The following is a 12,928-nucleotide window of genomic DNA, read 5'->3' as shown; positions in this document are numbered from 1 at the left end:
CCCCGGTGGTCGGCACCGTCGAGGTATACGGAGCCGGAGCCTGGTGCCTGAGCGTGCCTGTGCCCGGTTCACCCCGCAGGAGAGGCCCCGCCCGCCATGACCGTACGTCGCAGCGCAGCAACGCTCGCCGCCACCGCCGCCGTGCTCTGCGCGGCCGCTGCGCCGGTCGCGGTGGCAGCGCCGTCCCCGTCGCCCTCACCGTCCGTCGCGCTGCCTTCCGGGCTGTACGGCACGGCGGACCCCACCTACGACGGCGTGTGGCGGCAGTCGATGGCCTTCCTCGCCCAGCGGCTCGAAGGGGTCACCCCGGCCGCGAAGTCGGTGGACTGGCTGATCTCCCAGCAGTGCGCCGACGGTTCCTACGCCGCGTTCCGGCCCGATGCCGCCAAGCCGTGCGACGCGAAGACCGTGCGGGACACCAATGCCACCGCGGCCGCCACCCAGGCCCTGGTCGAGGTGGGCGGGCACCGCGAGACCGTGAACAACTCGGTGCGCTGGCTGAAGTCCGTGCAGAACGAGGACGGCGGCTGGGGCTACACCGCGGGCGCGCCCAGTGACGCCAACTCGACCTCCCTGGTGATCGGCGCCCTCGCCCGCCAGGGGCAGCGGCTCGCGGACATCACGACGCCCGGCGGCAAGACCCCCTACGACCCGCTGCTCGCGCTCGCGATCCCGTGCGGCGGGAAGGACGGCGGTGCCTTCGCGTACCAGGCCGACAAGAAGGGCGGGCTCGCCGCCAACGCGGACGCCACCGCGGCCGCCGTGCTCGGCACGATGGGCAAGGCGATGGCGGTCGGGAACAACGCCGCGGGCAAGGCGCCCAGTTGCCGGCCCGGTTCCGGGCTCACGCCCGAGCAGGCCGCCCAGAACGGCGCGCACTACCTCACCGGTGCCCTCGCCGGCAGCGGCCACCTGAACCAGGCGCCTATGCCCGGCGCCACCGACACCACCCCGCAGCCCGACTTCGGCAACACCGCGGACGCGGTCGTCGCGCTCTCCGCGGCAGGCCACCAGGACAAGGCGGCCGGGGCCATCTCCTGGCTGAAGAAGAACTCCGCGGACTGGGCCGCCCGGAGCGGCCCCGCCGCCTACGCCCAGCTGATCCTCGCCGCCCACGCGACCGGCAACAACGCCCGGGACTTCGGCGGCGTCGACCTGGTCGCCCGGCTGAACGCGGCCGGTCCCGAGCCCGCCGCCGTGGTGACGCCCGACCCGTCCGCCGACACCGGGTACGAGCCCACGGAGAAGGACCAGGTCCACAGCGGCGACGACGTGATCGGGGGCGTGTGGTGGTACATCGGCATCGGCCTCGTCCTCGCCGCGATCGCGTTCTTCCTGATCAGCGGTCGCCGGAAGAACAGGCAGCCGTGAGGCGCGCGGGACGGACCACCGCGCTGCTGGTGGTCCTGGGCGCCGTCCTGGCCGTGCTCGGCGCGGGACCGGCCCAGGCGGCCGGCTACCGGTACTGGTCGTTCTGGGAGAGCTCCGGCTCCGACTGGACGTACGCCACCCAGGGCCCGTCCCTGGTCCGGCCGGACGACGGGGCGGTGCAGGGCTTCCGGTTCTCGGTCAGCGAGGACTCCCAGGACTCGGCGAAGCCGCGCCGCGCCCCCGACTTCGCGAAGATCTGCGCGGACACCCCGGCGAAGGACGGCACCAAGCGAATAGCGCTCGTCATCGACCCGGGCACGGCCACGGACGCCCCGGCCGGTGAGACGCCGCCCGCGCCGCGTACCGCGTGTGCCCGGGTCGCCCCGGACGCGAGCGCCGCGGAGGCGCTCGCCTCGGTGGCGAAGCCGCTGCGCTACAGCAGCGACGCGATGCTCTGCGCCATCACCGGCTACCCGGGCTCCGGCTGCGGCGAACAGGTCTCCGGCGACGGGCAGGGCGCGCCTGCCGGATCGGCGTCCGCCTCGGCCACACCGGCCGGGTCCGCCGCGTCCTCCGGCTCCGGCGGCTCCTCCGGCCCGTCCGCCGGGGTGCTCGTCGGTGTCGGTGCCGTGCTTCTGCTCGGCATCGCCGCGGTCGTGCAGTCCCGCCGCCGCCGCGGATGACCGCCCAGGCCGGCTCCGCCGTCCTGGCGCGCCGTCGTCCGCTGCGCGCCCCCGAGGCGACCCGGAGCAACGCCCTGCCCGCCGGGGCGTGGTGGCTCTGGGCGCTCGGCCTCGCCACCGCCGCGTCCCGGACCACCAATCCGCTGCTGCTCGGGCTGCTGATCGCGGTGGCCGGCTATGTGGTCGCCGCGCGCCGTACGGACGCGCCGTGGGCCCGTTCGTACGGGGCGTTCATCCGGATCGGGCTGTTCGTCGTCGGTGTGCGGCTGGTCTTCTCCGTCTTCCTCGGTTCGCCGATCCCCGGTACGCACACGGTGTTCACGCTCCCCGAAGTGCCGCTGCCCGACTGGGCGAAGGGGGTCAGGATCGGCGGCCGGGTCACCGCCGAGCAGCTGCTCTTCGCGCTGTACGACGGGGCGAAGCTGGCCACGCTGCTGATCTGCGTCGGGGCGGCGAACTCGCTCGCCAACCCGGCCCGGCTGCTGAAGTCGCTGCCCGGCGCACTGTACGAGGCGGGGGTCGCCGTCGTCGTCGCGATGACGTTCGCGCCGAACATGGTCGCCGATGTGATGCGGCTGCGCACCGCACGGCGGCTGCGGGGCCGTGCGACCGGCGGCATCAAGGCGGTCCTCCAGATCGGACTGCCGGTCCTGGAGGGCGCGTTGGAGCGGTCGGTCGCGGTGGCCGCGTCGATGGACGCGCGCGGCTACGGGCGCACCGCCCAGGTCCCGCCCGCCGTCCGCCGCACCACGAACGTCCTCACGCTCGGCGGGCTGCTCGGGGTGTGCGCCGGTACGTACGGGCTGCTGGCCGCGCAGGGCGCGGTGTACGGGCTGCCGGTGCTGATCGCCGGGCTCGCCGCCGCCATGGCCGGGCTGCGGCTCGGCGGGGCCCGCTCGGTCCGTACCCGCTACCGGCCCGACCGGTGGGGCGCGCGGGCCTGGCTGGTCGCGGGTTCGGGTGTCGCGGTGGCGGTGGCGATGATCTGGGCGGGCGTCGTCGACGAGGCGGCGCTGCACCCCGGGGTCGTCCCGCTGGTCGCGCCGGTGCTTCCGCTGTGGCCCGCGGCGGCGGTGCTGATCGGGCTGCTGCCCGCGGTGGTGGCGCCGATGCCGCCGCCGGTGGGCGCGCCGGTGGGCGCGGCGAATTCCAAGGAGATCCAGTGATCCGGTTCGAGCAGGTCTCGGTGCGGTACGAGGGGACGGAGCGCCCCACCCTGTCCGGGGTCGACCTGACCGTGCCCGAGGGCGAGCTGGTGCTGCTCGTCGGCCCGTCCGGGGTCGGCAAGTCGACGCTGCTGGGTGCCGTTTCGGGTCTGGTGCCGCACTTCACCGGCGGCACGATGAGCGGCCGGGTCACGGTCGACGGGCGTGACACCCGTACCCACAAACCGCGCGAACTCGCCGACCTGGTCGGCACGGTGGGCCAGGACCCGCTCTCCCACTTCGTCACCGACACGGTCGAGGACGAGCTGGCGTACGGCATGGAGTCGCTGGGCCTGGCCCCCGACGTGATGCGGCGGCGGGTCGAGGAGACCCTGGACCTGCTGGGGCTCGCCGGGCTGCGCGACCGGCCGATCGCCACGCTCTCCGGCGGTCAGCAGCAGCGGGTCGCGATCGGTTCCGTCCTCACCCCGCACCCGAAGGTCCTGGTCCTCGACGAGCCGACGTCCGCCCTGGACCCGGCGGCGGCCGAGGAGGTCCTCGCCGTGCTGCAACGGCTGGTGCACGACCTGGGTACGACGGTCCTGATGGCGGAGCACCGGCTGGAGCGGGTGGTGCAGTACGCGGACCGGGTCGTCCTGCTGCCGTCGCCGGGCGCCGCCCCGGTCGTGGGCGAGCCCGCGGACGTCATGGCCGTCTCCCCGGTCCGCCCGCCGGTCGTCGCGCTGGGCCGGCTGGCGGGGTGGGAGCCGCTGCCGCTCTCGGTCCGCGATGCCCGGCGCCGGGCGGCGGACCTGCGCGAACGGCTGGCGCCGGTGCGTCCGCCCGCCCCGGGGCCGGTGGCCGCTCCCGCCCCGGTGCCGCTGAGCCCCTCCCCCGTGCGGCGCGGTGGGCTGGCCCGGCTGCTGGGGCGCGGCGCGCGGACGGCGGATATACCCGAGCCGGTCGCCGACGTCACGGCCCGGGTCGAACGGCTCGGCGTACGGCGCGGGCGCGTCGAGGCGCTGCGCCGGGTGACGCTCACCGTCGCCCCCGGCGAGACCGTCGCCCTGATGGGCCGCAACGGCGCGGGCAAGTCCACCCTGCTGGCCACCCTCGTCGGCATGGTCGGGCCCACCACCGGCACCGTCCTCGTCGGCGGCCGGGCCCCGCACCGCACCCAGCCGCGCGAGATGGTGCGCCGGGTCGGGCTCGTACCGCAGGAACCGCGCGATCTGCTGTACGCGGACACCGTCGCCGCCGAGTGCGCCTCGGCGGACAGCGACGCGGGCGCCGCCCCCGGCAGCTGCCGGGCCCTGGTCTCCGAGCTGCTGCCCGGCGTACCGGACGACACCCATCCCCGCGATCTCTCCGAGGGCCAGCGGCTCGCGCTCGCCCTGGCCGTCGTGCTCACCGCGCGGCCCCCGCTGCTGCTGCTGGACGAACCAACCCGTGGCCTGGACTACGCGGCGAAGGCCCGGCTGGTCGGGGTGCTCCGGGGCCTCGCGGCCGACGGCCACGCGATCGTGCTGGCCACGCACGATGTGGAGCTCGCGGCGGAACTGGCGCACCGGGTGGTGATCCTCGCCGACGGGGAGGTCGTCGCGGACGGGGAGACCCGGCAGGTGGTGGTCTCGTCCCCGGCGTTCGCCCCGCAGACCGCGAAGATCCTCGCCCCGCAGGAGTGGCTGACCGTGGCCCAGGTGCGCGCCGCGCTGGGAGAGCCGTCATGAGCGGGCGCCAGGTGCGGCCGGTACGGCTCGGGCCGCGCGCGATCGCCGCGCTCGTCATCGTCAGCGCGATCGGGGTGGTCGCGTTCGGCTGGCCGTTGCTGGCCGGCCCCGGTGCCGGCCTTGCGCACTCGCAGGACGCGCCGTGGCTGTTCGCCGCGCTGCTGCCGCTGCTGGTCGGGGTGGTCGTCGCGATGATCGCGGACTCCGGTCTGGACGCGAAGGCGGTGGCGATGCTGGGGGTGCTGGCCGCGGTCGGCGCGGCCCTGCGGCCGCTGGGGGCGGGCACGGCCGGGCTGGAGCCGATGTTCTTCCTGATGGTGCTGAGCGGCCGGGTGCTCGGGCCCGGCTTCGGCTTCGTGCTCGGCTCGGTGACGATGTTCGCCTCCGCGCTGCTCACCGGCGGGGTGGGGCCGTGGATGCCGTTCCAGATGCTGTCGATGGGCTGGTTCGCGATGGGCGCGGGCCTGCTGCCGGGCCCGGACCGGCTGCGCGGGCGGGGAGAGCTGCTGATGCTGGCGGGGTTCGGCTTCGTGGCGTCGTTCGCGTACGGCACGGTGATGAACCTGTACGGCTGGACGATCGTGCCCCCGGCCGGCTCGGGCATCTCGTTCCACGCGGGCGATCCGCTGGCGGACAACCTGGTCCGCTTCCTCGCGTACTGCGCGGCCACCTCGCTCGGCTGGGACCTGGGCCGGGCGGTGCTCACCGCTGTGCTGACGCTGGCCGTCGGTCCGGCGCTGCTGAAGGCGCTGCGGCGGGCCACCCGCCGGACCAACTTCGAGGCCCAGGTCACATTTGACGCTCCCCGCGAGTGAGGGCTCCCACAGGCCCTTGGTCCTCCACTATGCGGGGCAGTAGTCGGCCGTGAATCGTAGGGCCCGCTCGGCGCCCCCTCCGACCTGCCATGACGCCTGCGGGTCGGTCGGGGCGGTCCGGGGTCCTTCGGTCCGGGTACGAGACGGGCTCGTGTCCGGGGTCGTTGCCATGGCTGAACGCCGCCGCTAACACTGGATGAGTCGCCGAGCACCGCAGGGTCCGCCGAACCGGACCGCGGTCGACGAAGACCGGTCCACCCGCACGACCGCACGATCCGGACCGGCCCGCGACTCCCCCGTACCCGACGTCAGGACTCTCTGTGTCGTTCGCCCGCAACATCCTCGCCAAGCCCCGCACCGCCCGCCGCAAGTCCGCCGTCGCCGGCGCCGCCGTACTCCTCGGCGCCACCGGTCTGGGCCTCGGCGTCACGCCGGCCATGGCCGCTCCGGCCGCCGCGCCGACGTCCGTCGGAGCGAGCGCGCAGGCCACGGCGAGGGCGATGATCGGCGACGCCGCGCAGTTCCAGTGCTTCAGCAACATCGTCCAGCGCGAGAGCGGCTGGAACCACACCGCGACCAACGCCTCCTCCGGCGCCTACGGTCTCGTGCAGGCCCTGCCCGGCTCGAAGATGGCCTCCGCCGGTGGTGACTGGAAGACGAACCCCTCCACCCAGATCAAGTGGGGCATGGACTACATGAACTCCCGCTACGGCAGCCCGTGTGGCGCCTGGTCGTTCTGGCAGGCCAACCACTGGTACTGAGCCGACGGCTCGTACGCAGGCAGACCCGTAGACCCCGACCACCGGTCGGGGTCTACTCCGTACCCGGCCCTCACCCGCCCGAGCGAATAGGGCACTTGATATCACTTGGCCAACTTAACGACCCGTTAGTCCATTTAGGCGCTTTTGGCCCGCCCCTCCGTTCCCAGCGGCGGCCGGCGCGTTGTCTCTTCCGTGGAACCACGAGAATTCTGGGAGCGGAACAGCGTCCTGGCGGAAGCTTTCTGCGCCAGCGACGAACGTATGCGCCGCGCACAGGCGGTGCTGGACGAGACACAGGCGGAGCGGAGCCGAACGCTGGCCGCTTTCGCCGTCACGGTCGGCGACGACGGTTCGATCGCTGACTTGATGGGCCTGAACGAACGCGAAGTGCGATTAGCACGACGCACCGTCGGCCGCACCGACGCACGGTCCCTTGCCCAGGAGCTCCTGAGCCAGGCCTCGCCGACGAAGAGCGAACCGACGGGAAAGCCGTCCGCCACACCGGAACGCGCCGTGCCGCACCCGGCCGACGAGACCCCCGCACCGCCGCCGGACGCACCGCGGAACGCCCCGGCCCGGACACCGGCCGTCAACGTGACCGCGGCCGCACCCCCCACTCCGGCCGCGCCCCCGACACCCGCACAGGCTCCGACGCCGATTCCGGCCCCGATTCCCGCCCCGGCTCCGGCCCCGGCGACGACCGGGGTCCTGGCCCACATCCCGGCTCCGTCTCCGCCTGCCGAGGTGGAGCACACCGTCATCTGGTCGCCGAGCATGGACTCCGTGCTGCTGTGGAGCTGGGAGTCCGGCCTCGATCTGCAGACGGTGGCCGCCGAACTCGGCCTGGAGGTACGAACACTGCTGATGCGCGTACAGGAGCTCGCCAACGACGGGCTGATCACGCTCGCGCACCCGGTCGCGGACGTCAGCCGGTCCGGGCGGCACCGCCGCCACGAAGAGGGATACGCGGCACTGTTCAGCCCCACCGCCACCTTCCCCACCCACGTGCCGTACTGAGGCACGCCCCGTCGCCCCGGCGACGCGGGCCCCGGCCGGAGCACTGGCCGGGGTTCCCCCCACACCCCTCACTCCCCCCGCTCTCCCCCTTGACCCCTCCCGCCCCACGGGCCTGCGCGCTCAGCGCCGCGCGGCCACCGTGTCGAACCAGCGGACGATCTGCGGACCCGACTTCATGTACGTGGTGTTGTGGTCGGCCCCGCCCTGGTCGACCACCCGGGCGTCGACACCCCGCGCGGCCAGATCGGCGGCGCAGTGGCGGGCGTTGGCGATCGGGACGTCGGTGTCGCCGGACGAGGAGTGGAGCCGCACCGGAACGTCCGGCTTCCAGGCGCAGTTGCCGTCCTGGGCGCGCGCCGCGGCCAGCAGTCCGCCGGTGGGGTGCTGGAGCCGGCGGTAGTAGCCGTCGGTGAGCAGTTCCTTCAGCGTCGCGGGCAGGGCCGGGATGATCTCCTCCTCGGTGTGGTTCGTGTCGAAGAGGTCGTCGACGATCGCGGCGTACGGCTTCCGGAACGCCTCGGAGGGGTCCTTGTAGAGGGGATGCAGTCTGCTCTGCGCGGTGAGGTAGTACGACATGTAGAAGACGGCGCTGGTGTCGTTGACCCGGCCGCCGAACAGCGCGGGTGTCTCCGCGTGCTCGATGTCGTAGGGGCCCGATACGGGAGCGAGCGCCCGGAGCCTGAAGTGCCGGTCGGCGCCGCCGTCGAGCGCCTTGCCCAGGGCCATCGCGACCTGGCCGCCCTGGGAGAAGCCGCTGGCGTACACATCACCGGTGAGCGGCCGGTCCAGGCGCCGCGCGGCGGTGCGGGCGGCCCTCAGCATGTCGACGGAGGCGGTGACGGCGGACCTGGTGTCCATGTACGGGTGGCGTCCGGGCCCCTTGCCGAGGCCCAGGTAGTCGGGCGCGGCGACGGCACGGCCGGCCGAGGCGTGGAGGTACGGGGCGTAGCGGCCGAAGTCCTCGCCGACGGAGGGTGCGTAGTCGCGGTGGGCCATGGTGCCGTGGGTGTCGGAGACCAGGTCGAGCCGGTGGGGGCCGCCCTCGGGCAGGGCGAGAAGGCCGGTCGCGGTGGTGGGTGCGCCCTGGGGGGTGACGGTGCGGTAGGTGAGGCGGTAGGCGCGCAGTCCGTGGCGGACGGTGCCGGTGTCCATGCCGCCCGAGGCGAGGAACCGGGCGACGTCCGCGCGGTCGAGGTCGGCCACGGGGGTGATGCTCAGCAGGGTTCCTCTGCCGTGCGCGGTGTACGGGTGCTGCGCCCCGCGTGCACTGGGTGCCCCGGCGGCCCCGGGCGTCCCTGCGGGCTGTTGCGCCACGGCCGGTGCGACGCCGAGGGCGGCCAGGACCATCACCGCGGCGGCCGCCGTCGTCCGGCGGGCGATGCGTCGCCGATTGCGTGAAGTCCGGCTTCCCGTACGGATGTTGTCGTTGTCCATGGCCACGACGCTATGCGGCCGGGCACCGCGCCGACATCGGCGTGGGCCCCCGGCCCGGGGTGCACCTGACAACACCCCCGGGCCGGGGGCCACCCTTCCGCGGGCGCTTCCGGTCAGAGCCGCTGGATGATCGTCCCGGTCGCCAGCGCGCCGCCCGCGCACATCGTGATGAGCGCGAACTCCTTGTCCCGGCGCTCCAGTTCGTGCAGCGCCGTGGTGATCAGCCGGGCCCCGGTGGAACCCACCGGGTGACCGAGCGCGATGGCTCCGCCGTTGACGTTGACCTTTTCGAGGTCCTGCTCGAAGACCTGCGCCCAGCTCAGCACCACGGACGCGAAGGCCTCGTTGATCTCGACGATGTCGATGTTCTTGAGCGACATCCCGGCCTTGCCGAGCACCGCGCGGGTCGCGTCGATCGGCCCGTCCAGGTGGAAGTGCGGGTCCGAGCCGACCAGGGCCTGGGCGACGATCCGGGCGCGCGGCTTGAGCTTGAGCGCCCGCGCCATCCGCTTGGAGGCCCACATGATCGCGCAGGCACCGTCGGAGATCTGCGAGGAGTTGCCCGCGGTGTGGATGGCGGTGGGCATGACCGGCTTGAGCCGGCCGAGCCCCTCCATGGTGGTGTCGCGCAGCCCTTCGTCCCGGTCGACCAGCCGCCACATGCCCTGTCCGGCGGCCTGCTCCTCCTCGGTGGTCGGCACCTGGACGGCGTACGTCTCCCGTTTGAACCGCTCCTCGGCCCAGGCGACGGCGGCCCGTTCCTGCGAGATCAGCCCGAGCGAGTCGACGTTCTCCCGGGTCAGCCCGCGCCTGCGGGCGATGCGCTCGGCGGCCTCGAACTGGTTGGGCAGATCGACGTTCCACTCGTCGGGCCAGGGCTTGCCCGGTCCGTGCTTGGAACCGCTGCCCAGCGGCACCCGTGACATGGCCTCGACGCCGCAGCTGATGCCGACGTCGATGACTCCGGCCGCGATCATGTTGGCCACCATGTGGGAGGCCTGCTGCGAGGAACCGCACTGGCAGTCCACGGTGGTCGCGGCGGTCTCGTACGGAAGACCCACGGCGAGCCAGGCGTTGCGGGCCGGGTTCATGGACTGTTCGCCGGCATGGGTGACCGTGCCGCCGACGATCTGTTCGACGCAGTCGGCGTGAATGCCAGTGCGGCCGAGAAGTTCTCGGTAGGTCTCGCCCAGCAGGTAGCCGGGGTGCAGATTGGCGAGCGCTCCTCCGCGCTTGCCGATGGGGGTGCGTACGGCTTCGACGATGACGGGTTCCGCGGCCATGAGCTCGTCCTCTCCTCGCACTTCCGCAGGGGCGTCCCGGCGCCCACGGATGGAACTAGTACGCGTTCTAGTTCTGCAAGCAGTCTTATGAGGCTTACCCCCGGTACGCAAGAGTGCTGCACGCTCCTTGCGCACCACTTCATACCGGCCTCACTCACCCTTCACGCAACAGAACGGACCGCCGCTCTTGCCAGTTGTAGAACTCGTTACTACCTTTCCGTCAACATCTGATGGGTCGTCAGGCAACGTCCGGGCGACCCTCGGACCGACCTGGAGCTGCCGATGTCCTGCCCCCATCTGCCCGCAGGGTTCGACTTCACCGATCCCGATCTGCTCCAAGCCCGCATCCCGCACCCCGAGTTCGCGCAGATGCGGCAGACCGCACCGGTCTGGTGGTGCGCCCAGCCGACCGGCATCTCCGGTTTCGACGACGAGGGCTACTGGGTCGTCACCCGGCATGCGGACGTCAAGTACGTCTCCACCCATCCCGAGCTGTTCTCCTCGAACACCAACACCGCGGTCATCCGCTTCAACGAGTCGATCAGCCGGGACCAGATCGAGGTCCAGAAACTGATCATGCTGAACATGGACCCGCCCGAGCACACCCGGGTCCGCCAGATCGTCCAGCGCGGCTTCACTCCGCGGGCGGTGCGCTCCCTGGAGCAGGCGCTGCGCGACCGCGCCCGTTCGATCGTCGAGACCGCGCTCGCCTCCGCCGACGAGAACGGATCGTTCGACTTCGTCACCAACATCGCCGTCGAGCTGCCGCTCCAGGCGATCGCGGAACTCATCGGCGTACCGCAGGAGGACCGGTCCAAGATCTTCGACTGGTCCAACAAGATGGCCGCGTACGACGATCCCGAGTACGCGATCACCGAGGAGGTCGGCACCGAGGCGGCCATGGAGATCGTCTCGTACTCGATGAACCTGGCGGCCGCCCGCAAGGAGTGCCCGGCCCAGGACATCGTCTCCCAGCTGGTCGCCGCGGAGGGCCGGGGGAACCTCAACTCCGACGAGTTCGGCTTCTTCGTGATCCTGCTCGCGGTGGCCGGCAACGAGACCACCCGCAACGCCATCAGCCACGGCATGCACGCCTTCCTCACCCACCCCGACCAGTGGGAGCTCTACAAGAGCGAACGCCCGGAGACGACCGCCGAGGAGATCGTCCGCTGGGCCACCCCCGTGGTCTCCTTCCAGCGGACCGCCACCCAGGACACCGAACTGGGCGGACAGCAGATCAAGAAGGGGGACCGGGTCGGGCTGTTCTACTCGTCGGCCAACAACGACCCCGAGGTCTTCGAGAACCCTGAGACCTTCGACATCAGCCGCGATCCCAACCCCCACCTCGGCTTCGGCGGCGGCGGGCCGCACTTCTGCCTCGGCAAGTCCCTCGCCGTGATGGAGATCAACCTGATCTTCAACGCGATCGCGGACGTACTGCCCGATCTGCGGCTGGTCGGCGATCCGCGGCGGCTGCGCTCGGCGTGGCTCAACGGGATCAAGCAGCTTCAGGTCAGCACCACCAGGAACTGACCCGCTCCGTCCGTACGCCGGCGACGTAAGCCGGAGACGTAAGCCGGAGACGTAAGCCGGAAACCTGCGCCGGAGAGGCGCCTCCCGCCGAACCCCCGTGCGGGAGGCGCACAACGGCGCGAGGATCATGACGGGCATGCACGCCCTGCTCTCCGCCTTCGCGCCCATCTGGATACTCACCGCGATCGGTTACGCGGTCGGCCGCAGCGGACTGCTCGGTGCGCAGGCGGAGGCGGTGCTCGGCCGGTTCGTCTTCCATGTGGCCATGCCCGCCGCGCTGTTCACCATGGTCTCCGGGGCCCGGCTGGACACCTTCGCCAACTCCTCGATGGTGGCCTTCGCGGCGGGCACCGCGCTGGTCTGCGGTCTCGGGTTCCTGGCGGCCGGGCGGCTCTTCGGACGGGGCACGGCGGACCGGGCGATCGGCAGCATGACGTCGGGCTACGTCAACTCCGCCAATCTCGGCATCCCGGTGGCGGTCCAGGTGCTCGGTGACGCGTCGTTCGTCGCCCAGATCATCCTGTTCCAGGTCCTGTTGGTCTCCCCGGTGATCCTCGCGCTGCTGGACTCGGGGACGGGGGCAGGGGCGGGGACGAAGCCGGGCTCCGGGAAGGCGGTCGTGTTCCGGCGGATGCTGACGATGCCGGTCCGCAACCCCATCATCATGGCCTCGTTGCTCGGGGTGGCCGTGTCCGCGCTCGGGCTGCGGCTGCCGCACGCGCTCGCCCACTCCTGCGATCTGCTCGGCGCCGCCGCCGTACCGACGGCCCTGATCACACTGGGTCTGTCCCTGAACGCCCGCCCGGCCGCCCCCGGTTCGGCGGAACTCGCGCAGCTCACGGCGCGGCCGGAGCGCACGGCGCGTGCCGAGGTCGTCGTGGCGGTGGCGCTCAAGACGCTGGTCCAGCCCCTGACGGCCCTGGCCGTCGGCGGCCCGCTGCTGCATCTGCCGGAGCACCAACTGCTCGCCGTGGTGCTCTGCTCGGCGCTGCCGACCGCTCAGAACGCCTTCATCTACGCCCAGCAGTACGGTCTGGACACCCGGCCGGCCCGCAATGCCGTGGTGGCCTCGACGGTGGTCTCCATGGGCACGCTCTCCCTCGCCACCTGGACCCTGGGAACGACCGGCCCCTGAGCCGTTCGAGTGGCGGACTCG

General features: G+C 72.7%; 11 protein-coding genes. 9 read left to right on the top strand and 2 right to left on the bottom strand.

Annotation, left to right across the window (positions count from 1 at the left end):
- Positions 1-96 precede the first annotated feature (96 nt).
- From ACFYY7_RS02300 to ACFYY7_RS02270, 7 genes are all read left to right on the top strand, one after another.
- Positions 97-1,371, top strand: a complete 1,275-nt coding sequence (locus ACFYY7_RS02300; protein WP_388655916.1) for a prenyltransferase/squalene oxidase repeat-containing protein — start codon at positions 97-99, stop codon at positions 1,369-1,371.
- Positions 1,368-2,054 (top strand): SCO2322 family protein, encoded by a 687-nt coding sequence (locus ACFYY7_RS02295; protein WP_388655913.1) that lies wholly within the window; start codon positions 1,368-1,370, stop codon positions 2,052-2,054. Before ACFYY7_RS02300 ends, ACFYY7_RS02295 begins: the two co-directional genes overlap by 4 nt.
- Positions 2,051-3,220: an energy-coupling factor transporter transmembrane component T gene (locus tag ACFYY7_RS02290; RefSeq protein WP_388655910.1), complete on the top strand. Its 1,170-nt coding sequence runs from the start codon at positions 2,051-2,053 to the stop codon at positions 3,218-3,220. The genes ACFYY7_RS02295 and ACFYY7_RS02290 overlap by 4 nt, the downstream gene beginning before the upstream one ends.
- Positions 3,217-4,929, top strand: coding sequence for an ABC transporter ATP-binding protein (locus ACFYY7_RS02285; RefSeq protein ID WP_388655907.1), 1,713 nt, complete (start codon positions 3,217-3,219; stop codon positions 4,927-4,929). Before ACFYY7_RS02290 ends, ACFYY7_RS02285 begins: the two co-directional genes overlap by 4 nt.
- Positions 4,926-5,744: an ECF transporter S component gene (locus ACFYY7_RS02280; protein ID WP_388655904.1), complete on the top strand. Its 819-nt coding sequence runs from the start codon at positions 4,926-4,928 to the stop codon at positions 5,742-5,744. Before ACFYY7_RS02285 ends, ACFYY7_RS02280 begins: the two co-directional genes overlap by 4 nt.
- Before the next feature lie 320 nt (positions 5,745-6,064).
- Positions 6,065-6,505, top strand: a complete 441-nt coding sequence (locus tag ACFYY7_RS02275; RefSeq protein ID WP_388655902.1) for a transglycosylase SLT domain-containing protein — start codon at positions 6,065-6,067, stop codon at positions 6,503-6,505.
- 261 nt (positions 6,506-6,766) lie between these two features.
- Positions 6,767-7,522 carry a hypothetical protein gene (locus tag ACFYY7_RS02270; protein ID WP_388655899.1) on the top strand — a complete coding sequence of 252 codons (756 nt, stop codon included), beginning with the start codon at positions 6,767-6,769 and terminating at the stop codon, positions 7,520-7,522.
- A 120-nt stretch (positions 7,523-7,642) separates the two neighbouring features.
- Here ACFYY7_RS02270 and ACFYY7_RS02265 read toward each other — a convergent pair whose 3' ends face one another.
- Positions 7,643-8,956 (bottom strand): alpha/beta hydrolase, encoded by a 1,314-nt coding sequence (locus tag ACFYY7_RS02265; RefSeq protein ID WP_388655896.1) that lies wholly within the window; start codon positions 8,954-8,956, stop codon positions 7,643-7,645.
- Between the two features lie 113 nt (positions 8,957-9,069).
- Entirely contained in the window at positions 9,070-10,239 is a 1,170-nt protein-coding gene (locus ACFYY7_RS02260) for a steroid 3-ketoacyl-CoA thiolase (RefSeq protein WP_388655893.1), read from the bottom strand.
- Positions 10,240-10,521: 282 nt separating this feature from the next.
- Here ACFYY7_RS02260 and ACFYY7_RS02255 point away from each other — a divergent pair, with 282 nt between their 5' ends.
- Complete coding sequence (locus ACFYY7_RS02255; protein WP_388655890.1) at positions 10,522-11,772, top strand: cytochrome P450; 1,251 nt, start codon at positions 10,522-10,524, stop codon at positions 11,770-11,772.
- 127 nt (positions 11,773-11,899) lie between these two features.
- Complete coding sequence (locus ACFYY7_RS02250; RefSeq protein WP_388655887.1) at positions 11,900-12,907, top strand: AEC family transporter; 1,008 nt, start codon at positions 11,900-11,902, stop codon at positions 12,905-12,907.
- Positions 12,908-12,928: the final 21 nt, after the last annotated feature.

This window comes from Streptomyces sp. NPDC001933 (assembly GCF_042890955.1).
Taxonomy (GTDB): Bacteria; Actinomycetota; Actinomycetes; order Streptomycetales; family Streptomycetaceae; genus Streptomyces.
This window is presented reverse-complemented; position numbering and strand designations above follow the sequence as displayed.

Bases quoted from the DNA above. Each gene is read 5' to 3' on its own strand.
- ACFYY7_RS02300 (WP_388655916.1), top strand. From the start codon at position 97: ATGACCGTACGTCGCAGCGCAGCAACGCTCGCCGCCACCGCCGCCGTG.
- ACFYY7_RS02280 (WP_388655904.1), top strand. From the start codon at position 4,926: ATGAGCGGGCGCCAGGTGCGGCCGGTACGGCTCGGGCCGCGCGCGATC.
- ACFYY7_RS02270 (WP_388655899.1), top strand. From the start codon at position 6,767: ATGCGCCGCGCACAGGCGGTGCTGGACGAGACACAGGCGGAGCGGAGC.
- ACFYY7_RS02260 (WP_388655893.1), bottom strand. From the start codon at position 10,239: ATGGCCGCGGAACCCGTCATCGTCGAAGCCGTACGCACCCCCATCGGC.
- ACFYY7_RS02290 (WP_388655910.1), top strand. From the start codon at position 2,051: ATGACCGCCCAGGCCGGCTCCGCCGTCCTGGCGCGCCGTCGTCCGCTG.
- ACFYY7_RS02255 (WP_388655890.1), top strand. From the start codon at position 10,522: ATGTCCTGCCCCCATCTGCCCGCAGGGTTCGACTTCACCGATCCCGAT.
- ACFYY7_RS02250 (WP_388655887.1), top strand. From the start codon at position 11,900: ATGACGGGCATGCACGCCCTGCTCTCCGCCTTCGCGCCCATCTGGATA.
- ACFYY7_RS02265 (WP_388655896.1), bottom strand. From the start codon at position 8,956: ATGGACAACGACAACATCCGTACGGGAAGCCGGACTTCACGCAATCGG.